Raw genomic sequence first — 22055 nt, 5'->3', positions numbered from 1 at the left:
GGGAATCCCTATCGGTTCGTCGTTCGCGGCGACCGTCGGTTCACGCCGCGGCCGCGGTCATCGCGGACTTGCCGGTATCGGCACGCTGTTCGTCGGCGATCGGTAGTTGCGGTTTGCCGAGCAGACGCAGCTGCTTGTTCCAGCGTGCGGTGATGATCGCGGAGACGACGAACAGCGACACGCTCACGCACATCACCGGGATCAGACCGGGCAAGAGCGCGCACAGCACGACGGTGATCGCCTCGATGGTGAGGATCTTGATCGACGTGAGCGTCCACATGGCCGGCAGCAGCAGCGAGTTCTTGATGAGCGCGGGGATCGTCAGCTCGAAGTTCGCTTCGTTCGCCGCCAGATACGGCAGCGCGAGCGCGACGATGTAAACGAGCGCCACCGCCGGCACGGCCCACGGACCGTTCTGGTACTTGAGCACCCACATGCTTAAGGTGAGGCTCACGACGAGCGCGACGAACAGGAGCGAGACGAGCCAGAACCGGCGCAGCGCGGCCTTGTAGAGCTGCCAGGCGCGGCTCCTCCAGCGGAACGCGTCGCCTTCGCGCTCGTAGGCGCGGAACACGCCGATGATCGCGACGGTGGCCGGCACGATGCCGAACACGATGCCGCCGAGCGCGGCAAACGCGATCCACATGAGGTTCATGAGCGCGAGACGCGAGATCAGCAACGTGATCTCGTACACCTTCTGCGCGACTGCCTGACGGTTCATGATCGGGTTCCTTTCCCTGTGTTGACCGCCGACCATTGCAACCGGCGTGCGTGACGTTCGTATACGAAAGAAGGACTCCCCTCCCCACCGGGGCAAGGGGAGTCCTGAGATATCGAGCTCAGATCACTCGGCGTCGAAGTAGTTCTGCGCGTACTTGGTCTCGAACGCGACGAGCTTGTCGTAGCCGAGGTTCTTGGCCTTGGTGATCATGTCCTTCTCGAGCTGGTTGAACTCGGAGTCGTTCTTGGCGTAGATCATCTTCCAGGAGTACTGCTTGATGACGTCGCCGACCGACTTGCCGACCACCTGGTCCTCCTTGCTCCATTCGAGCTGCGGGACGTCCTTGGCCTGGAAGGCGGTGACCTTCTTCTCCTTGACGAGCGCGGCCTTCATGTTGATCGCGCCGTCATGGTCGGCGGACCATTCCTTGTCGAGGGAGCTGGCGTTGTCGGTCAGGTAGGTGTCCCACTGGTTGTAGACGGACACCGACTTGTATGCCGGGTCGACCGCGTTGACGCTGATGGACGGACCGTTGACACGGGCCTTGAAGGTCTCGTTGACGTGGCCGCCGCCATCGGATTGAGGCACCGAGGCGCCCCAGTCGCCCTTGCCGAGGTCGGTGAGCTCCGGCTTGCCGTCGGCGTTCATCTTCCACAGCACGCCCTCCGGGCCGTTCTCGAAGGTGAAGGAGCCCTTGTCGCTGTAGAACCAGTTGAGGAACTTCAGCGCGCCGGTCTGGTTCTTGGCGTTCTTGGTGACGCCCCAGAACCAGCCTTCGGTGCCGCCGATCTTGGAGACGTTCTCGGCGACGTTGAGGCTGTCGTTGGAGACGCGCTCATAGCCCTTGTTCTGGGCGGTCATGTCCTTGTTGACCGGGTTGTAGTTGAGGTTGCCCATGTAGCCGTAGATCCACATGGCGGACTGGCCCTTCTCGGCCTTCTTGAGGTAGTCGTCCCAGGTCTGGGTCGCGGAATCCGGGTCGAGCATGCCGTCCTGGTAGATGGAGTTGGCCCACTTGAGGCCCTGCAGGTACAGGCTGTTGTCTTCGAGCAGCGGCTGGACCTTCTTGTGGATCGGGTCCATGTTGATGAACGTGTAGCCGTTGATGCCGTCGTTGCTGACCCAGCCGTCGGCGTACGCGATGGAGCGGATCTGCTCGGCCGCGCTGCCGTCCCAGCCGCCGAACAGGCTCAGCGCGTAGAAGTTGTCGCCCTTCTCGGTCTTGGGGTGGGCCTTGACCATCGCCTCGGCCACGTCCTTGTAGGACCAGTAGTCCTTGATGTCCGGCGAGCCGAGCTCTTTGTAGTAGTCGTAACGCAGGGCCGGCACGTTGACCGGGTCGCCCTTGGACAGATCGGCGCTTTCGGAGACGCCAGATGGGATGGCGTACACCTTGCCGTTGTCGAGCTTCTTCATGCGGTTGACGGCGTCGGTGAAGCGGAAGACGTTGGGCAGCTGGTCCTTGACGGTGGTCAGGTCGAGCGCCTGACCGGCGTCGATGGCCTGCTTCAGGGCGTCGCGGCTGCCGTAGAGCACGAGGTCGCCGAGGTTGCCGGTGGTGAGCTTGGTCTGGAAGCGGTCGGTGCCGCCAACGGAGGTCGGCACGACGTTCACGCTCAGGCCGGTCGCGTCCTTGATGCCCTTGCCGACGTAGCCGTCGAGCTTGCCTTCGTAGGTCGCGCCCTGGGTGAAGATCGTGATCTCGTTCGGGTTGCCTCCCGCAGTGCTGCTGCCGCATGCCGCCAGCGGTACGAGCATGGCCGCCGCGGCCGCAGCCGCGCTCAGGCGGACGATCGACTTCTTGTTCATGGTTGTTCTCCTTCTTTGGGGTGTTACACGCGGTGTCGACTGCGGCCCCGCGACAGGTTGTTGTTGGGTTATGGACGGGACGTTTGTCAGCCTTTGACCGCTCCGATCGTGATGCCCTTGACGAAGTACTTCTGCATGAACGGGTACACGATGAAGATCGGCAGGACGGTGACCATCGTGACGGTGAGCTTGACCGACTGGGCAGTCACGCCGGTCGCGGCCATGCTGGAGGCGTCGCCGCCGGACTGCGCCATGATGTTCGCCATCGCCTGCGCTTGGGACAGGTAGCGGTACAGCACGTACTGCAGGGTCTGCAGCTTGTCGTCGGTCACGTACAGGACGGTGTCCATGAAGCTGTTCCACTGGCCGACCGCGGAGAAGATCGCCAGCGTGGCGAGGATCGGCCCCATCAGCGGCAGCGCGATCTTGAAGAACACGGTCCATGTGCCGGCGCCGTCGATCTCGGCGGCCTCCTGCAAGGATTGCGGGATGGACGACTCGACGTACGTCTTGACAAGCACGATGTTGAACGCGGAGACCGCGCCCGGGATCACGTACACGAGGAAGTTGTCCAACAGGCCGAGGTAGTTGAACAGCAGGTATCCGGGGATCAGGCCGGCGTTGACGTACATGGTCGCCACGAAGAAGCGGTAGACGAACTGGCGGTGGGCCATCTTGACCTGCGTCATCATGAACCCGAGGAACGCGGAGACCGCGACGCACAGGACGGTGCCGATCACGGTGCGCAGCACGGAGACGAGCGTGGCGTGCGCGATGCCGGGCAGTTCGAAGATCGTCCTGTAGTTGTCGAAGTGGATGCCCTTGGGCCAGAACAGAATCTCGCCGTCGGCGCTCATCTTGTTGTTCGAGATCGTGTTGACGAAGATGTACCAGAACGGGTAGAAGCAGATGAACGCCATGAACAGCATGAAGATGGTGTTGCACACGTTGAACACCTTCTCCCCTGCGGACAGCTGGTCCATCGGGTTGCGGGACGACTTCCTGCCGGCCTTGGCGGCGAACAGCCCTTTCCTGGCCGTCTTCTTGCCGGCCAGCGGCGCGGCTGCGGAAACTGCTTGTGCAGACATAGTGAATGCTCCTTTGCTTGGTCCTGCGTATGCCGGGACTAGAAGATCGAGTTGCCGCGGACCTTCTTGGAGATGCCGTTCACGGAGAACAGCAGCGCCAGGGAGACGACGGTCTTCAAGATGGAGATCACGGTGGCGAACGAGAAGTTGCCGCCCGAGATGCCGATGTTGTACGTGTACAGGTCGAGGACCTCGAGCGCGTCCTTGTTCATGGCGTTCGAGAAGACGAAGTACTGGTCCATGCCGGTGTTGATGATGTTCGCGACGCTCATGAGCAGCAGCACGAAGAACGTGGGCAGCAGACCCGGCACGGTGATGTGGATGGCGCGCTGAAAGCGGTTCGCGCCGTCGATCGACGCGGCCTCGTACAGCTCCTGGTCGATGCCGTTGATCGCGGCAAGGTACATGATCGCGGACCAGCCGATGGACTTCCAGATGCCCAGCGCGGTCATCTTGAGCCACATGTGGTCGGAGCTCAACAGGAAGTTGATCGGCTGCTTGATGACGCCCCAGTCGACCAGCAGATTGTTGACCACGCCGTTGTCGACGGACAGGAACGCGAAGACGAGCGCGTAGACCAGCACCCAGCTGACGAAGTTCGGCGCGGTGGTCAGGGTCTGCACCACGCGGCGCAGCTTGCTGGAACGCAGTTCATAGAGCAGGATCGCGAAGATCAGCGGCAGGACGCTGCACGCCAGTCCAAGGAAGCTCATGCCGAGCGTGTTGACCATCACGCGGCCGATGGTGCGCATCTGCTCGGGCGACGAGACGATCGACTGGAACCATTTGAGTCCCACGAACGGCATATCCCACGGGGCGACGCCCGGCTGGTAGTCGACGAACGCGAAGTACCAGCCCAGCAGCGGCAGATAGTTGAATACGAGCACGAATGCGGCGAACGGCAACACCATGTACAGCAGGCGCCAGCTGTGCGTCAAAAACCTTGGGGTCGCTTTGACCTGTTCCATTGATCCTCCTCAGCGAGAACATGCACTCAGCGCTTTCGTCGCGCCAAGCCGTCTGGAGTGTCAAACCACACAAACATCGTGTGCTTTTCAGCTCTTTTCGTTCTGTGGTTATCACCATATCACGTAACTAGTTACGCAACAACTCATCATCGTCGCGACACGCCGGTAAGCGCTTACCGTGATTGCGTAACCATCGTTGCAATATCAACTGTTTTTGCTGTTTTTTAGGAATTCTCAAATTTTTTACACGATTCATTATTGCCGACGATAACTCACCGTTGTCTACTACAAACCGTTATTTCATATGCCATTACGTAACCGTTTACTCACTTATCGACAGCACAGAAGACTACTTCGACACCCACGCGAATCTCCCCTCATCCATTTAGCACAATTATGCTAAATTGATAAACGGAGGTGATCCTTATGACCGATCAGATGATCCGCCCCGTATCGGATCTACGCAACAATTTCGCGGACGTATCCCGCATCGTGCACGAGACAGGGAAACCCGTGTTCCTTACCAAGAACGGTTTCGGCGACATGGTGGTGCTCAGCATGGAAGCATACGAAAACCTACAGCTCGACAGTCACATATACGACATGCTGCTCGAAGGCGAGCGCGAGGCCGAAACCACCGGCAAACGATTCAACCCCAAGGAGACAATGGCGTCCATGCGAGCCGCGATCGACGGAGCCAAACGTGTATAAAGTGGAGATCCTGCCGAAAGCCGTCTCCGATATGAACGAGGCAGTCTCCTATATCGTGCGGGAACTGGGAAGCCCGCATACAGCGGAAACGTTAGCGACTAACCTGAACGTGGCAATCGAGGGACTCGCCGACTATCCGCATTCGCATCCCCTGTACATTCCAATCCGCCCACTCCGGCACGAATATCGACGCGTCATGGTCGGCAATCACGCGGTGTTCTACTGGGTCGATGAGGCAGCCGCTACCGTCACCGTCGCCAGAGTCATCTACGCCAAACGGGACCTGGCCCGACATCTACGCTGACGGCTCCACAAGCCATTTCGGCATCCCCGCGATCTCCTTCTGAAGGATGACCGTCTCACCGGCATACCGCTGCCGTTCATCCCCACGCATGAGCACCTTCCCGCGCACGATCGGCTACAGTGAGCGAAGAGGAACACGACATACGGCAATTACGCATATCGCACACCGTGTGCCGTATGAGAAACGAGGAGAATCATGGGATACATCGCATATTTCAGCCGGCCGTTCATGCTGGCGGTCGTCTTGTGGCCGTTCGTGTCGGCCGCACTCACGGTGCCGGTGCTGGCACTGCTGTACCACCGCTACAACCGCATCCGATTCTCGCAGACGCTCGTCGCGTACGGCACGGTGCTGTACGCGATCGGCCTGCTGTGCTTCACGCTCTACCCGATGCCCGAGGACCCGGTCGCCTACTGCGCCGCGCATCATCTCACGCCGCAGCTCAACCCGCTGCAGTTCATCGGCGACATCCGCGCCGACGGCCTGGCTGCGATCATGCAGCTCGCGTTGAACGTCGTGTTCTTCCTGCCGCTCGGATTCATCATGGGCCGGGTCTTCCGCTGGCCGCTCGCCGCGGCGCTGCCGGTCGGATTCGCGACGAGCCTGATGATCGAGACGCTGCAGCTGACGGGATTCCTCGGCTTCTACCCGTGCTCGTACCGGCTGTTCGACGTGGACGATCTGATCACGAACACGCTGGGCGCGCTGCTCGGCTACGCCGGCGCGCGGCTGTTCGACCGGCTCGTGCCGCCGCGCGCGAACGATCTGACGACGGTAACGCAGCCCGGATTCCTGCGCCGCTGCATCGCGTACGTGATCGATCTGACGGTGATCACGACCGTGGCGATGCCGACGACCATGCTCGCCACGGTGCTGTACGACATGGTCGTGGTGCGTGACATCGCGACGTGGCAGTCGATTCCGGTCGTCGGCCATGTGTTCGGCAACGAGGTCACGTTCTCCGACATGGTGACGCTGGTCGCCCTGCTCGTCTTCGAGCTGCTGGTGCCGTGGATGCGCGGCGGACGCACGCTCGGCGGCGGGTTCACGCACATGACCTGCGAGACGAGGCCGCGTTCCGGCTGGCGGCGCGTGCTGTTCTATGCGGTACGCACGGCGGTGTTCGTGATCGTGATCTTCATGCGCCTGATTCCGCAGGCCGGCCTGTTCACGCTCGCGCTGCTCATCTTCTACTGGGTCAAGAAGCAGATGCCCTACGACCTGCTGCCGGCCGACGTTCAATCATCGACGTCGAACATGGCGACCATATAGATCGGCAGGTATGTCACCCGTCCTACGATCTCAACGTTCGTTTCCGCCAGCACGTAGGCCTCGTCTATGCCGCAGTTCGGCGAATCCAGCGCATGATCGAGCGACGCATGGGTCCGATATGACGATCCGGATTTGATCTCGAACACCAGCACTCGCCCGTCGGCCGTTTCGGTTACGAAATCAAGTTCTCCCATACGTTTGCTGGCGCAGTAGTACGTGACGAATCCATGCGAGTTGAGTTCCTGCGCCACCGCGTTCTCATACACGCCGCCGACATTCATGTTGGTTTTGCCGTCAAGCAGATCGATGGATGCGCGCTTGATGAACGTACCGGTCAGCAGTCCGACATCGGAATAGAACAGCTTGAACCGGCTGTCGTTCTTCGAGATGAGCAACGGATGCCTTGGTTCCGTCGCATTATACGTGGCGATCGCCACGTCCGCATTGATCAGCCATAGGAATTCGTCCGTCACCTGATCGAACCGCTTGACGTTCTCGATCGAGCTGAACTTGAACCGTTTGCTGGTGCCGGTCAGTTCGCTGGGAACAAGGTCGTAGATGTTCTGGATGACCAGCCGGTTCTCCTTGGGCGCATATTTGGCGATGTCCCGTTTGTATACGCGGATGATTTCGGACTGAGACACGCGCACCTGATCGATGGTGCCGTTCTTCAGGAACGCGTTGACCGCATCGGGCATGCCGCCGACCAGTAAATAGCGGTGGAACAGCTTCAGCAACCGTTCATGAATGAAATCCGCCACCGGCGTGCGATCGGCGAATGCCTTGCGCGCCATCCGCCATGCTTCTTCCGGCAGACCGTTGGCCCAGCAGAACTCCTCGAAATCCAGCGGGAACATCTCAACCTGCGTGAGATATCCCCCAGGCAACGCGTCCACGCCTTCCAGTTTCACCCCGAGCAGCGAGCCGGACAGAATGAAGTCATACTCGCCCTTGTCGATCAGCAATTTGATATGCTCCATCACATTCGGGCATTCCTGAATCTCATCAAGGAATATGGCCGTCTCGTGAGGCACCAGCGGAATGCTGGCGGCCACGGAAATACGAAGCATCAGATCGTCTGCATCCGTCGCTGCGGCGAACGACGAGCGTGCCGCACTGTCATCGGCAAGATTGATCTCAACTCGGCTATGGTAATGCGCCTGCATGAATTCGCGCACCAGATACGTCTTGCCGATCTGACGAGCGCCCGTGACCAGCAACGCCTGCTTCGACTTGTCCCGCTTCCAGGACTCGAAGCGTTCGTACGCCTTGCGTTTCAATGCCATGTATCAGATGCCTTCCACCCGCGTATCGTATGGGCCCATGTACATACTACGACTGATTGCATTTTTCTACAATTTGACTACCCCGTTTTTCGCATTTTTCATAATTTCATATACTTGTTTTTTACACTTTTAACCATTTTCAACAAGCCTATTTCGACACTTTCCGACACTTTCCGCAACATGACGAATTCATGTACGATCGATGCCCCGTCATTGAGTTACGGCCGTTTCGGAGACAGAAAAAGGCCGTAACTCAATGACGGACTCGTTGTCTTGTTGAGTTACGGCCTGATGGATCGGCGGACGATAGCTGACCGGTCGCGCCGCACATCGGATTCGGCGCGACCGGTCAGCTACAGCGGATTCAGCGCACCGGATCAGCCACGCAGGATCACAGCTGGGATTCGGCGGGCAGAGCTTCGATGGCCTTGCGGGCGGCGACGAGGGCCTCCTCGAGCGGCTCGACCTGCGGATACCAGCGACGCTCCCACTCCAGTGACAGCGGACCGGTGTAGCCTCCGTCCTTCAGGAGCTTGCAGCATTCGGCCAGCGGCACGCGGCCGGTGCCCTGCAGCACCGGGGTCTGGTCGCCCGGGAACGCGCAGTCCTTGATCTGCACCAGACCGCGACCACCGACCAGATACGGCTTCAGGTACTCGAACGTGGTGGCCGGCGCCTCTCCGACACGCCACGGGTGGGCCAGATCCCAGATCGAGCCGGCCTGGTTGCCCGGCGCGATCTTATCGAGATAGTAGTGGATGATCGCATTGCGCTCGCCGTTGGCGTGGCTGTCGTGCGTTTCGATGAGCGGCTGGACGCCGAGCTTGTCGGCGGTCGGCAGGGCGCGGGCGATGATCTCGGCGCCGCGCTTGGAGACTCCGGCGAGGTTCATGCCCTTGGGCAGCACCATGCCGGGAAGCCTGTCCGGGTCCCAGCTCGGCTCGAGCGGCGCGGTTGGGAAGACGCGCACGTACTTGGCGCCGAGCACGGACGCCATGTGCAGGCAGTGTTCGAGGCTTTCGACCAGTTCGTCGTCCTCGCGGTCGGTGTTGCACACCTGCACGCGCGAGTCGACGCTGAAGATGGTCACGCCGGCCTTTTCGGCCAGTTCGTCGCGCATGGCCTTGAGCTCGTCGTCCGTGGAGGTCATCGTGAACTTCATCTCGTCGCCGACGGCGACTTCGATCTGCTTGACGCCGGTCGCCGTGAAGGTCTTGGCGAGTTCGTCCATCGTGTCATACGGTGCGCCGAGAGTCGACGCGGCCAGTTCCCATGTCATGATTGTTTCCTTTCGTTGAGGTCGTTGTTCGCTCCCCAGTTGGAAGGGCCGTCAAACGCAATGAGACGAAGCGCAGTCAGAAACTCCGAAGTGTTTCAGCATCTACGCTCCCCCAGTCAGCTGCGCTGACAGCCCCCTCAGCCGAGGGGGCCGAGAGACGACTTAGTGTTGTTCCTGGTAGTCGAAGTATTGGAAGTCGGCGTGCGACTGCTTGGCATCCATGTCCTGGGCGCACAGGCCGACCATGCCGCCGGTGAACGCGCAGCCCTTGATCGTGCGCTCGACGTAGTCGTCGCTGATGTGGTCGGCCGGCTGGGCGCCGCCGATCGCATGCCACACGGCGTTGTCGGCGTACATGTCTGAACCTTGCGCGAAGCGGAAGTGCGCCTTGTCGTGACGGACCTCCACGCGGATGCGCACCGGACCGTTCTCGAGGGCGATCGCCTCGGAACCGTATTCAAGGTTCTCGTGATCGCAGCGCAGCATCTGGATGATGCGCCTGTCGGTGCCCTCGGTGTCGAAGGAGACATACGCGTAGATCCAGTTCTGCGTGTCGTAGTACAAAATCAGCCCGGCCATCTGCTGATAGTTGGTCGGATCGAAGTCGAGCACGGTCTCCGCATCGAAGTCGTACGCCTCCCAGCGCCGCGCGAACAGCGTCTGATGATGCTGCGAGCGCAGCGACTGGTCGCCGTACAGGCGCAGCCAGCCGGGGCGCGCGGTGAGCGAATAGTCTTTCTCGGCCGTAAGCGCGCCGCGCAGGGTCTTCAGGCTCGGCGGAATGGCCGGATCGGTCACGGACGTGAGCGGCGTGCAAGCCTGCGCGGCACGATCCACCTCGAATTCGACGCGTTCGGAGTGGTCGGTCTTCTGCACGACGCCCTGCGCGATGGCGGGGGCCGGAACCTTGAGGTCGGGGCTGATCGTGTTGTTGATCAGTCGCGGCCAGCCGTCCTCGGTCCAGTAGATCTTCTGGATGCCGGTTTCGCGGCCGAGCGTGCAGTTGCCGCGTTCGGTCAGGGGCCTGCCGCAGATCTGCGTGACGTACCATTCGTCGCCGATCTCGAGGAAGCAGCAGTGGCCGGACTTCTGCAGCGGGTTGTTCGGCTCGTCGCGCGTGGTCATCAGCGGCGTGTACGGCGAATCCTCGAACGGGCCTTCGAGCGAGCGGGCGCGGGCCACGGTGGCGGCGTGCATGTAGCCGGTGCCGCCGGCCGCGCACAGCAGGTAGTACCAGCCGTCGCGTTTCAGAATCTGCGGTCCTTCGCATACGCCGAGCTTGGTGCCCTTGTAGAAGTGCTTGCGTTCGCCGATGAGTTTCATGGTCGTCGGATCGAATTCCTGGATGACGGTGCCGGCGAACATCTGATGGCCCGGACGGTAGTCGTAGAGCATGTTGAGGAACCATTTGCGGCCGTCGTCATCGTGGAAGATGGCCGGGTCGAATCCGGAGGCGGTCAGGAAGTGCGGTTCGCTCCACGGGCCGCGGATGTCCGGCGCGGTGATGACGTAGTTGAGCGTGTCCTTGAACGGCGCGTAGGTTTTTACGTCGGTGTAGACGAGCCAGAACTTGCCGTCGGCGTAGCTCAGGTGCGGCGCCCACAGGGACCCGGAATCGTAGTTGCCGTGCAAGTCGACCTGCGATTCGCGGTTGACGGGCGAGGCGATCCACTCCCAGTTGACGAGGTCCTTGGAATGGTAGATGTCGATGCCCGGCCACCATTCGAACGTGCTGGTGGCGATGTAGTAGTCGTCGCCGACGCGCAGCGCGCTCGAGTCGGGGTGGAAGCCCGGCAGGATCGGGTTGGTAATCATCGTGGTCATTGGTGTCAGCTCCTTTGGTGTGACGTGGGTGTGCTTGTCGTTTCGAGCGGAGCGAAGCGGAGTCGAGAAATCTTGCCTGGATGACGCATCCTGAAAGATTTCTCCGCTCGCTGACGCTCGGTCGAAATGACACATTGTCAGTCGGATTCGTAGATGAAGGTGAGCCAGTTGGCGGGGGTGGTGTCGGTGTTGCGGCCGTCCGGCGTGGCGCCGAGTCGCAGTCGCAGTGTGCGACGCGCGGGTTCGTGCGGATCGTCGCCGTCGGAGACGATCTCGACCAGTCGTCCGTTCCACGCGAGGCACATCGGTCCGATACCCCAGCTGCGCAGCGCGAATCGCGCGATCTGCGGCGGATTATCCAGCTCAGGTGCCGCAGCCATGCTCAGTTCGCGGCCGCCGTCCGGCAGTTCGTCGCCGACGGTCAGCGTGCGGCCGTCGGCCGTGTCGATCAGCGACACCGTGCCGTCGCCGTGGTCGACGACGCGCAGCACGGCCGCGTCGCGACGCCGTGCCGTCACGGCGAGCGAACCGTCCGGCTGTATGGCGAAGTACGACGGCATGGTTTCCGTGTCGAGTCCCGCCGGTACCACCCCGTCGGCCAGCGCGTTGGACGGCACCGAACCGCATGCGCGGATCGCGGCCCACGTCCGTTGGTACCACGGTTCGATCTGTGTGCGCAGCCGGACGCGAGGTGTCGTATCAGCCGTCTCGACCGGCCCGTTGTAGCAGGTGAGCGTAGAGAAGTTGAGGTTGTCGAAGTGGACCAGTCCTTCCGGCCGCATCGCGCGCGCGGCACGCTCCATCCACGTCACGTCGACGCCGGGAACGCCGCGGTAGTGCGCGAGCGCGGTCTCGTAGATCGGCCGCAATTGGCCGCGGTACACGCCCTGCTCCTCCATGTGGTCCCAGTAGGAGATGTCGTCGAAGTAGCCGAAGATGCCGGAAAGCGGCACGGCGCGAAGCTCGCCGTCGCCCGCGAACAGGTTGTATTGCGCGCACCATTCGACGGCTTTGGCGAGCCGGTTGCCGTACAGGCTCCACAGGTCGACGCCCTGATGTTCGGCGATGGCGCAGGCGTCGACCATCGCGCCGATGCCGAGCTGGCCGTGCGCCTGATCGCGCGCCGATTCGACGCTCTGCCCCCAGTCGGTCAGGTAGTTGACGATCGATCCGTTGCAGTACGGGCTTGCGTACATGGCGAGTCCGCGCGCGAAGATGCGCGGATCGTCGGTGGCGACGCCGATGGCGAGCAGCGTGGTCATGGGCGCCACGTCCCAGTTGCCGTTGGCGTTCATGGGTGCGCCGCCGTCGCGCACGACCGGGTAGACGACGTTGCGCAGCATGGTCTGATACGCCTTGAAGATGCCGTCCGTCAGGCTCGGATGGCCGCCGTCGAAGTAGCGGACGATTTCGGCAGCGTTGATGAGTTTGATCGTGGCGAGCGACGCGCCGAGAATGCGGTCGCGCCCGTCGATCACGTGCAGGGTGCGCGCCCAGCCGTCGATGATGCGCGTGACGGTTTCGGCGTACCGGTCCTCGCCGGTGACCGCCCAGCGCAGCGCGTTGAAGTAGGCGGCCGCGCACGACATCTCCCAGTCGCCGATGTGTCCGGAGCCGGCGGGGTCGCCACGGCCGACGCCTTCGCGGAAGGTCGGCTGATAGCGTTCGCACGCCATGTCGTTCGGCACGGTGGTCGTCAGCCTCAACCAGTCCGCGTACCACGGCCGCTCACGGTTGCGCACGTGATCGCGCATGGCCGTCAGCTGCGCGGCCGACAGACTCACCCCCGGATGCGCGAACGTTCGCGGCAGGTCGATCGCCGTGCCGTCGCCGGCGGCGATCTCGGAAACAGACTCACTGTTATCTCGACCGGGCGCAAGCCGCTCACGGCCATCTCGATCATGCGCAGTTCCATCACTGTCATCTCGACCGAGCGAAGCGAGCGGAGAAATCTTCGTCTCCATACCGTCGTGAGCGGAAGAGATTTCTCCACTCCGCTTCGCTCCGGCCGAAATGACAGGAGAAAGGCCATGCCCGGTCGACATGACGGAGGAATATGCCGGGCGATCATCCGGCATCGAATCAGAGTCATCGTCCGAGACATTCTCGAGATAGAGCCGTTGCACGGCGACGTTGCCGTAGTCGACGTACGCGCCGGTAAGCGTGACCCGCATCGGGAACGCGGCGCAGTCCGGTTCGTCGCGCAGGTCGTCGGCGTGGCTGGCGATGACGACCGAACCGTCCGGCTGGTCGGCGATCGTGAACCGTTCGTTCCAGTAGACGTCCGGCGCGCTCGCGGTGACGACGAACGTGAGTCCGCGTCTGACGTAATACGGCGGCTGCCGGTCGAAGTCGGCGGCAACGATCGCGCCGGTGCGCGCAAGCGGCTTGCCCGGTTCGGCGTAATAGTTCTGGATCGTCAGGTATTTGCCGGTCGATACGCTGCGGATCGCATAGCTGACCGACTGCGCGCCGTCGAGCGGCAGCGTCGTTGCGGTCAGGTACGCGCAACGGTACAGCGCGAACCGTTCGGCGCGCCCGCGATCGGCGGTAACGGTAAGATCGCCGGCCTCCCCGAGCGCGACCCAGTCGCCTTCGCCGGTGCGGATGCGCACGATACGGTCGACGGCTTGTTCCTGCGTGGGATAGTCGTTGCTGACGGTGCGATCGACCATGTCGGCTCCTTTCCTGATCATTTCGCGTCCAGCAGTACGGCGACGCCGTCGAAGTCGGCAAGGCCGGAGACGGTGAGCATGGTGTCGTCCAGCGTGACGGCGATGCCGTCGCGGTGGAACGTGCGGGCGATGCGCGCGGCGGCGTCGTCATTGCCGTCGACCGGCACGGTGATCGTCGACGGCGCATCGTGGAACGTGTGCAGCACGACGAGCGTGCGACCGTCGGCCGCCGTGCCGGTTTCGCCGTCGCGTGCGATGGCCTGCCAGCCGGTCGGCCGACTGTAGCTGCCGAGCCGCGGCCCGTACCAATGGGATTCGCCGCGGTCGATGACGGGGGCGGCTTCGTGGTAGAACGCGACGCCGTCGCGGATGATCTCGTTCTTGCGGCCGGCGAACGCGGTCGCGTCACCGCTGAAGCACAAGCGGCCGAGCAGTCCGGAGCTGATCTGGTAGTACAGTTTGTCGTCCGGTTCCTCGTCGCGCACCACGGCCCAGATCTGCGATTGGCGCGGCAGGATCATGCGGTGCATGTTCGCGGCGACGACCGGGATGTAGTCGCATTCGTGCGCGTCGGAGAAGCTGGCCATCGCGCCGATTCGCATGAAGCTCTGCACGAGACGGTGGCCGCCGGACGCGCAGATCTCGATCATGAGGTCCGGCAGTTCTTCTCGGATGCGGCGGAAGAACGTCTGCGACGCCTGGATCTGGTCGTAGAGTCCCTCCCCCAGCGACGCGTGCGGGTCGCCCGGCGTCTCGCAGCCGATGCCGATCGTGTCGTTGTAGTCGACCTTCATGTAGTCGAAACCGTTATCGCGCAGGAAATCGATGACCTTGTGCGCCAGATACTCGCGCACCTCGGGGTTGCGCATGTCCCACCAGCGGCGGTTGCCTGAGGTGATCGGCAGGCCGTCGCGCTTGAGGAGCCATTCGGCCTTGTTGAAGCAGTCGGGTTCCTCGCGTCCGGCGATCTCGAATTCGAACCAGATGCCGGCTTTCAGCCCGGCCTCGTGGATACGGTCGACGACCGTTTTCATGCCGTGCGGGAACGCGGTCCTGCTGACTTCCCACTTGCCGAATCTGCTGGCCGATTCGAACGCCTGGTCGTCGAACCAGCCGGCGTCGATCACGAAGTATTCCACGCCGAGCGCCTTGACCGCGTCGAGCTGTTCGGTCACGCTTTGCTCGCTCGGGCATCCCCATGTCGAGCAGAATTCGTTGAAGATCACCGGCAGCCGGTCCTCGCAGGACGGCGTGTGCAGGTCCTTGCGCACGTTGCCGGCGAGCGCCTGTGCGGCTTCGTCCAAGCCGCCGACGACGGCCGTGGCGACCGCGTACGGCGCGTCGAATCGTTCGCCGGGGCGCACGGTGTGCGTCCACTGGCCGAATTCGCGGTCGGCGACGCCGCCGGACAGGCTCAGTCCGTCGTCGCGTCGGTATGCTTCGATCTGCCAGCTGGAGGCGTGCGTGGTCGCCGCCGCCCAGGTGACGCCGGCGCGTCGGTCGGTGACTCCGACGAATGGCACCCATTCGCGTACCGGGAAGCTGCCGATCGAGCCGAAACGCACGGAGTTCGCGCTGTATTGCTGCCAGCTCGGTTCGAGTTCGAGGTCTTCGACCGGCTGGGAGAGCACGCGGCCTTCGGCGCTCCACGTGCTACGCAGTCGGTGCAGGGTGAGGTTTTCCGGGTCGAGTCCGGTGGAGTACGGCGAGAGGGAGCCGAGCGTGAAACTGGAGAGCATTTCGAACGTGACCGGCCGCGCGGAGTCGTTGACGACAGCCATGCGGATTTCGGCGGCGCGGCTTGCCGGGGTCATGGTGAGCGTGTGCTCGTAGTGCCAGCCGCGGTCGTCGGTGATACTTGTCGTGACGGTGACGTTGCCGGCGGTCTCGTCTCGGCTTACGGTCGGTTCGCCGTAGGTCATGTGCTTGGTGACGGTGGTCGCGTTACGCATGGTGCGGCCTTGGCTGAAGCCGAACGGATAGTCGTCGCCGATGATCTTGGCTTGGACGAGCGGTTCGGCGGCGCAGTCGTCGCGTACGATGTCCGCGGTTTTGCCGGCCGGGGACAGTACGAGTTCGACGACGCCGGTCTCGTCGCGGCGGTAGACGGCGGCGAGATCGCCGCAGGTGACGGTTGCGAGAATGGTTCGCATGATTCGATGTCCTTGTATTCCTTGGCAACAGACGATATTGCGTCACGTGTCATTTCGACCGGGGTGCAGGCCGAGCGGAGCGATCTTACGGGCATATGGCATTGAAAATTGCTCGGCTTCGCTGCGTTGCGCTCGAAATGACAATGCGCCTGGTCATCGCGTGAGGTTCAGCAGTCGCGTGACCTGTTCGGCGGTGCGCTCGACGTTGGCTGCGGCGTTGCGCAGGAGATCGTCGAGTCTGGCCGCGCCGGGCGCGATGCCGAAGACCGCGTCGATGCCGATCCCGTGCAGTTCCTCGATGCCGTCGCCGATGTGTCCGGCGATGGCGATGACCGGCTTGCCGTGCCGTTTGGCGGTGGCGGCCACGCCGGCCGGGGTTTTGCCGAATTTGGTCTGGAAGTCGATCGAGCCTTCGCCGGTGAATACGATGTCGGCCCATTGCACGGCCTCGTCGAGTCCGGCGCGGTCGATCACCAGATCGATGCCCGGCCGGAATTCGGCGTGCAGGAAGGCGAGCAGCGCCGCGCCGATGCCGCCGGCGGCTCCCCCGCCCGGCAGTGCGGCGACGTTCATGTCCAGCTGACGGCCGGCGACCTCGGCGAAGCGGGTCAGCGCGCGGTCGAGCAGCGCCACGTCGTCCGCACTCGCGCCTTTCTGCGGGCCGAATACGGCGCTGGCGCCGTTGGGGCCGGTCAGCGGGTTGGTCACGTCGCATGCGGCGATGATCGTCACGTCGTTCAGTCGCGGGTCGAGTCCGCTCACGTCGATGGTGGCCAGATCGGCGAGCGCCGCGCCTCCCTGTTCGAGATCATGGCCGGCCGTGTCGAGCAGTCGTGCGCCCAACGCCTTGAGGATTCCCGATCCGGCGTCGTTGGTGGCGCTGCCGCCGAGTCCGACGATGATCGTGGAGGCTCCCGCGTCGAGTGCGGCCTTGATGAGTTCGCCGGTGCCGTATGAGGTGGCGACCCGCGGGTTGCGTTCGTCGGGGACCAGCAATGCCAGGCCGCTTGCTTCGGCGGTTTCCACGACGGCGGTCGTGCCGTCGCCGAGCATCGCGTACCGTGCGGCGGTGGGTCGGCCGAGCGGGTCGTGCACGATGGTGCGGTACATGGTGCCGCCGGTCGCATCGGCCAGTGCCTGTGCGGTGCCTTCGCCGCCGTCGGCCATCGGCACCATGCGGATGTCGGCGTGAGGGTCGGCCTGTCGTATCCCCCGTGCCATCGCCTGTGCGGCCTCGCTGGCGGTCAGGCTCTCCTTGAAGGAGTCGGGGGCGCATACATATCGCGTCATGGCTACCAGCGTACCGCACGACACGCCGGAATGGAAAGCGCTTACCAAAAAGTTTCCGCAAGACTATATTCGATTCCGCTAAATAAGCACGCTATACTGGTAAACGCTTAATACTCTTTTCCAAAGACGTGCAACGAAGGGCAGTGACATCGTGGCAGAGCAGAACGACGGCAAGACGGCCTCATCCCCGGCGACTTTGATGGACGTGGCGAAGAAGGCCGGCGTCTCCATCGCCACCGCGTCCCGCGTGCTCAACGGCAGTACGCGCAAGGTGCGCAACGATTCGTACGTGAAGGTGATGGAGGCCGCGAAACGGCTCAACTACCGCCCGAACGCCTACGCCCAGGCCGTGGCCAAGGGCACCGCGCCGAGCATCGCGCTGCTGGTCTCCGATATCTCCGACCCGTATTTCGCCTCCGTGTCGCAGGCCGTGGTCAAGGCGGCCGGCGAGCAGGGCATCGCCGTGACGATCGGAGTCGCGGCCGGCCCCAAGGAGGAGCTGGAGGCCGTGCGCAAGGCGGTGGCGACCCGCCCGCGCGGCATCATCATCTCGGAAAGCGAGTACGTGGACTCCCCCGAACGCAAGACGCTCGAGTCGGAACTCAAGCAGTACGAGGCGTCGGGCGGCCGCGCGGTGTTCATCATGAACCGCAACCTGCCGTTCCCCGCGGTGGACGTGGCCAATGAGGTCGGCGCGCGGGCGATCACCAAGCTCGTCGTCGATTCGGGATACCGTCGGCCGGCGATTCTGAAAGGCGACGATAACCATCGTTCGTCGCGCGAACGTCTGGCCGGCGTGATGGACGTGCTTGCCAAGGCCGGCATCGGCGTCGACCCCATAACGGTGGCCAACGGGCGATTCAGCCGCACCGAAGGTTATGCGGCCGTCATGCAGATGGTTCGCTCCGGGCTGCTGACGGCCGGCGACGGCGCGGCATATGGCGGCGAAGGAGTGGATTCGATCATCGCGTTGAACGACGTGATGGCGATCGGCGCGATGACCGCCCTGCGTGCCAACGGCATCGAACCGGGCCGCGAGATCGGCGTGACCGGATTCGGCGACATCCCCTATTCCGCCGACGTGCACCCGTCGCTGACGACCGTGCACCTGCCGCTGGCCGAGATGGGCCAGGCCGCCGTCGAACGTGTGCTGGCCGATCAGGGGACCGACGAATCCGCGGCCGCAAGCCCCGCGAACCGGCTCATCTTCGTGCAGAGCGCGCCCGATATCGTGCTGCGCGAATCCCTGCCCCGCCGTTGACGCTTCGTCTTCGGTCTCATCGCACGGCCCGCATCCGGTACTCCTTCGGCGTCGCGCCCAGCCGCCGCCGGAACACGCTGATGAAATAGCTCGGCGAGGAGAAGCCGCAGGCCTTCGCGATTTCGGTGACGGAGCCGTCGGTGCCGGCCAACAGCCGCTTGGCCTCCTCGACGCGTCGCTCGGTCAGGTATTCGTTCGGCGTATGGCCTACGTACCGTTTGAACAACAGGCAGCATTGACTGCGGCTGACCCGACCGGCCGCGGCGATGTCGCTTAAGGACAACGGCTCGGCGAACCGCTGCTGGATCAGACCCGTCATGTTCAGCACGTCGATGCGTCGTCGCTGTTCGTCCACGTTCTGCCCGTCGTCATCGCCGGAGTCACCGAAGCGGTCCAGTACCGCGTCAAGCAGTCCGATCGCGGTGGCAACGGCCGGCAGCGGATCGATCGGCGTCCGCGAATCCGTCCCGCCGCCGTTCCGCCGACGGTCGCCGCGCAACTGCACGACCAGCCGGTCGATATCGGTCAGCACGTCGAACTGCCACGGCACGTCCGGCGACAGGCGCAGCGCATCGTCGCGACGCTGATCGAACGCCCGCTCGCAACGTGCGGCGACGTCGCCGGTCAACGATTCGATCAGCGACGGGCCGATCACCGCGCAGGAGAACCAGCTTTCGCGATGTTCGGGAGAGAATCCGTAGTGCAGACGGTTGGCGTTGACGACCAGTCCCTCGCCCGGCTGCAGCACGAATATCTCGCCGTTGACGAAATACCGCAGCGTGCCGCTGACGACATGGATGTATTCAAGATCACGATGCCAATGGCACGGGCACCGGTAATCGGCGTAGATCGACAACGGGTCGCGCGACGCGTAGATCGGTATTTCGGCAAGGTTGTAGCGCACCCGTTCCGACAAATCGGACAGCAGATCCAGACGCCTGTGCTCATACTGAGGCATCGCCGGCCTTCTTTCGTCCGATATGGGCTCTCGACATGACCCATATCCGTGGTTTGTACGATTGTGATATTACCGTGATTGGTTTTGTTATTAATCCCCGTGATAGCGAGATTTACACAAGTACCATGATAATTACCTTCCTACTGCAGCAGAAGATAACGAACACACATCACCCGACCGTTCGATATCGATGATTTCGATATCGGCGGGGCATAGGTAAGGAGCATTGTCATGTTTGGACTTCACCGCATCGCCGAGCGTGTATCCGCCGCCGTCAACGCCGATCTGAACGAGTATTTCCGCATCTGTCGCGCGTGGATGCGCGAGCAGCTGGCCCATCCGGACGACGAGCAGTGGTTCGCCATGTGGTATCCGGCCTCGACCGCCGACATGGCGTGAAGCCGCGACGCCCGGCACCCCACTCGACGCCCGGCAGCGCCGCATACCGCCGAACACCGGCCGCCAGATCCGATCACACGACCATGCACAGCACGAGTACGACCGTACACTTTGCCGTGTATGGTCGTATTCATGAGCGCAGCCAAGACACCCTCCCGCCGGACCGATCCCGAACGCAAGCAGCGGATCATCGACGCCTGTCTCGACGTGATCGCCGAGCGCGGGGTCAACGGCACGTCGCACCGCATCGTCGCGGCCGCGGCCGGGGTTCCGCTCGGATCGATGACCTACCATTCAACGGCATGGCCGACCTGCTGCATCAGGCGTTCGACCAGTACGCGCAGCAGTGCATCGACCGGTTCGCGGCGCGCATGGCCGTCGCGACGGATGCCGACGAGGCCTGCGCGGCGATCACCGAGCATATTGCCGGCGCCGACCTGCTGGGCTCTCAGCGCGAGCTGAACATCAATCTCGAGTTCTATACGCTGGCGGCCCGCGAGCCCTCGTACCGGGACATCGCCGAACGGTGGATGGCCGCCAGCCGCGCGCAGATCGAGCGGTTCTTCGACCCCGCAACCGCCATGCTGATCGACGCGTTGATCGAAGGACTCACCCTGCACCGGGCGCTGGGCACCACGCCGATCGATCCGCGGCTCATCGCCGAGGGGGTGCGGCGCATGGTCCGCGGCGCGTGACGGTCGCGGCGCGCACGCGATCACGGGGCGCTTCACAGCAGCTCTCCCATTGCGCGCATATGCCGCACACGCACGCGTCTCGTCTCCCCCACGCATCCCGCCGCCCGCACAACGCAGTGCGACACGCGGAAACATTTTGGTAAGGGCTTACCAAATATCCAATCATTACGCCAATCCCAGCATATAAGCCATATTTTCAGCGATACTCGAACCTATTTCACATAGACGAAACGCTGGCAAAAGTGCTATAGTGTCCTTCGTTACGGAAATCGCTTTCCAATGAAGGAGTATCTCTCATGTCCGAGTCCAAGCCGAAAGTCGTACTCACCATGCATCCCGCCAATCTGGTGGACAAGCTGATGAACGACACCCAGTGGGAGCGCCTGAACGTCGTGGCCGACGTCGACCGCAACGTCATCGAGGACTTCCATGCCGCCGGTGTCGAAGACCAGATCAAGACGGCCGACTACATCTTCTCCGGCTGGGGCCCCGACGCCCGTGTCGACGCCGAGACGCTCGCCAAGATGCCCAAGCTCAAGGGCATCGCGGCCGCCGCCGGCAACGCGTGGCGCCTGCTCACCCCGGAGGCGCTCGAAGTCGTCAAGCAGCGCGGCATCCTCATGTCCAACTCCGGCTATGTCAACGGCATCCCGGTCGCCGAATACTGCATGGCGATGATCCTCATGGCCAACAAGGACTTCTTCCGCGCCGAGCGCATCTACCGCGAGCGCCGCGAGTACATCAACCGCGAGGTCGAGTTCCCGACCGCCGGCAACTACCTGAAGACCGTGGGCCTGGTGACCGCCTCCGCCCGCATCGGCCGCCACCTGATGACGCTGCTCAAGTCGTACCGCATGCGCGTGCTCGCCGAGTCCCGTTCGATGGACGCCGAGGAGACCGCGACGTACGGCGCGACCAAGGTCGATCTGGAGACGCTGTTCCGCGAGTCCGACGTGGTCTCCGTGCACACGCCGAGCCTGCCGGCGACGCAGGGCATGATCGGCGCGAAGTACTTCAAGATGATGAAGGACGGCGCATGGTTCATCAACTCCGCGCGCGGCGCCGTGGTGGACGCGGACGCGATGATCGCCGAGCTGAAGACCGGCCGCATCAACGCGATCCTCGACGTGACCGACCCGGACGAGCCGCTGTCCGCCGACTCGCCGCTGTGGGACATGCCGAACGTGATCCTCACCCCGCACATCGCCGGCTCCGAGGGCACCGAGCTGCAGGGCATGGGCGAGAACGTGGTCAACGAGCTCACCCACATGATCAAGGGCGAGCCGCTCGATTTCGGCGAGTGACCCCTCTTCCCCCACCCGGCAATACGACGGCAGGTTGGGCGAACCTCGGCATGAGGTT

Annotated in this window: 18 protein-coding genes; 7 read left to right on the top strand and 11 right to left on the bottom strand. The window is 63.1% G+C overall.

Going from position 1 to position 22055, the window contains the following annotated elements; all coding sequences use genetic code 11:
* Positions 1-40: 40 nt before the first annotated feature.
* The 4 genes from JS541_RS02750 to JS541_RS02735 form a co-directional block, all read right to left on the bottom strand.
* Entirely contained in the window at positions 41-721 is a 681-nt protein-coding gene (locus JS541_RS02750) for a DUF624 domain-containing protein (RefSeq protein ID WP_214372921.1), read from the bottom strand.
* 123 nt (positions 722-844) lie between these two features.
* On the bottom strand, positions 845-2530 hold the full coding sequence (locus JS541_RS02745) for an extracellular solute-binding protein (protein ID WP_214372919.1): 1686 nt from the start codon (positions 2528-2530) through the stop codon (positions 845-847).
* An 86-nt stretch (positions 2531-2616) separates the two neighbouring features.
* Positions 2617-3618 carry a carbohydrate ABC transporter permease gene (locus JS541_RS02740; RefSeq protein WP_240539218.1) on the bottom strand — a complete coding sequence of 334 codons (1002 nt, stop codon included), beginning with the start codon at positions 3616-3618 and terminating at the stop codon, positions 2617-2619.
* A gap of 38 nt (positions 3619-3656) precedes the next feature.
* Positions 3657-4586 carry an ABC transporter permease subunit gene (locus tag JS541_RS02735; protein WP_214372918.1) on the bottom strand — a complete coding sequence of 310 codons (930 nt, stop codon included), beginning with the start codon at positions 4584-4586 and terminating at the stop codon, positions 3657-3659.
* A 426-nt stretch (positions 4587-5012) separates the two neighbouring features.
* Here JS541_RS02735 and JS541_RS02730 point away from each other — a divergent pair, with 426 nt between their 5' ends.
* From JS541_RS02730 to JS541_RS02720, 3 genes are all read left to right on the top strand, one after another.
* Complete coding sequence (locus JS541_RS02730; RefSeq protein WP_214372917.1) at positions 5013-5297, top strand: type II toxin-antitoxin system Phd/YefM family antitoxin; 285 nt, start codon at positions 5013-5015, stop codon at positions 5295-5297.
* Positions 5290-5601 carry a type II toxin-antitoxin system RelE/ParE family toxin gene (locus tag JS541_RS02725; RefSeq protein WP_214372916.1) on the top strand — a complete coding sequence of 104 codons (312 nt, stop codon included), beginning with the start codon at positions 5290-5292 and terminating at the stop codon, positions 5599-5601. The genes JS541_RS02730 and JS541_RS02725 overlap by 8 nt, the downstream gene beginning before the upstream one ends.
* A gap of 195 nt (positions 5602-5796) precedes the next feature.
* The gene (locus JS541_RS02720; RefSeq protein WP_214372915.1) at positions 5797-6873 is read left to right on the top strand and encodes a VanZ family protein; all 1077 of its coding nucleotides are present in this window, start codon (positions 5797-5799) and stop codon (positions 6871-6873) included.
* Here JS541_RS02720 and JS541_RS02715 read toward each other — a convergent pair.
* From JS541_RS02715 to JS541_RS02690, 6 genes are all read right to left on the bottom strand, one after another.
* Complete coding sequence (locus JS541_RS02715; RefSeq protein ID WP_214372914.1) at positions 6840-8159, bottom strand: AAA family ATPase; 1320 nt, start codon at positions 8157-8159, stop codon at positions 6840-6842. The genes JS541_RS02720 and JS541_RS02715 overlap by 34 nt on opposite strands.
* A 391-nt stretch (positions 8160-8550) precedes the next feature.
* Positions 8551-9438 (bottom strand): TIM barrel protein, encoded by an 888-nt coding sequence (locus JS541_RS02710; RefSeq protein WP_214372912.1) that lies wholly within the window; start codon positions 9436-9438, stop codon positions 8551-8553.
* A 162-nt stretch (positions 9439-9600) separates the two neighbouring features.
* On the bottom strand, positions 9601-11262 hold the full coding sequence (locus tag JS541_RS02705; RefSeq protein ID WP_214372910.1) for a glycoside hydrolase family 43 protein: 1662 nt from the start codon (positions 11260-11262) through the stop codon (positions 9601-9603).
* A gap of 137 nt (positions 11263-11399) precedes the next feature.
* Complete coding sequence (locus JS541_RS02700) at positions 11400-13937, bottom strand: alginate lyase family protein (protein ID WP_214372909.1); 2538 nt, start codon at positions 13935-13937, stop codon at positions 11400-11402.
* 17 nt (positions 13938-13954) lie between these two features.
* Complete coding sequence (locus JS541_RS02695) at positions 13955-16090, bottom strand: glycoside hydrolase family 36 protein (protein WP_214372908.1); 2136 nt, start codon at positions 16088-16090, stop codon at positions 13955-13957.
* 153 nt (positions 16091-16243) lie between these two features.
* The gene (locus JS541_RS02690; RefSeq protein WP_214372907.1) at positions 16244-17380 is read right to left on the bottom strand and encodes a glycerate kinase; all 1137 of its coding nucleotides are present in this window, start codon (positions 17378-17380) and stop codon (positions 16244-16246) included.
* Between the two features lie 151 nt (positions 17381-17531).
* On the opposite strand from JS541_RS02690, the gene JS541_RS02685 reads away from it, so the two are divergent.
* The gene (locus JS541_RS02685; protein ID WP_214372906.1) at positions 17532-18641 is read left to right on the top strand and encodes a substrate-binding domain-containing protein; all 1110 of its coding nucleotides are present in this window, start codon (positions 17532-17534) and stop codon (positions 18639-18641) included.
* 16 nt (positions 18642-18657) lie between these two features.
* Here JS541_RS02685 and JS541_RS02680 read toward each other — a convergent pair whose 3' ends face one another.
* Positions 18658-19599: an AraC family transcriptional regulator gene (locus JS541_RS02680; RefSeq protein WP_214372905.1), complete on the bottom strand. Its 942-nt coding sequence runs from the start codon at positions 19597-19599 to the stop codon at positions 18658-18660.
* 231 nt (positions 19600-19830) lie between these two features.
* Between JS541_RS02680 and JS541_RS02675 the strand changes: the two genes are divergently transcribed.
* The 3 genes from JS541_RS02675 (at position 19831) to JS541_RS02665 (ending at position 21997) form a co-directional block, all read left to right on the top strand.
* Positions 19831-19998 carry a hypothetical protein gene (locus tag JS541_RS02675; RefSeq protein WP_214372904.1) on the top strand — a complete coding sequence of 56 codons (168 nt, stop codon included), beginning with the start codon at positions 19831-19833 and terminating at the stop codon, positions 19996-19998.
* Positions 19999-20300: 302 nt separating this feature from the next.
* Positions 20301-20693: a hypothetical protein gene (locus tag JS541_RS02670; protein WP_240539217.1), complete on the top strand. Its 393-nt coding sequence runs from the start codon at positions 20301-20303 to the stop codon at positions 20691-20693.
* 296 nt (positions 20694-20989) lie between these two features.
* On the top strand, positions 20990-21997 hold the full coding sequence (locus JS541_RS02665) for a hydroxyacid dehydrogenase (protein WP_214372903.1): 1008 nt from the start codon (positions 20990-20992) through the stop codon (positions 21995-21997).
* The last annotated feature ends 58 nt before the right edge of the window (positions 21998-22055 follow it).

The sequence above is a fragment of the Bifidobacterium sp. SO1 genome (assembly GCF_018555335.1).
GTDB classification, from domain to species: Bacteria; Actinomycetota; Actinomycetes; order Actinomycetales; family Bifidobacteriaceae; genus Bifidobacterium; species Bifidobacterium simiiventris.
Note: the sequence above shows the minus strand (reverse complement) of the source record. Positions and strands in the feature narration are given on the sequence as shown.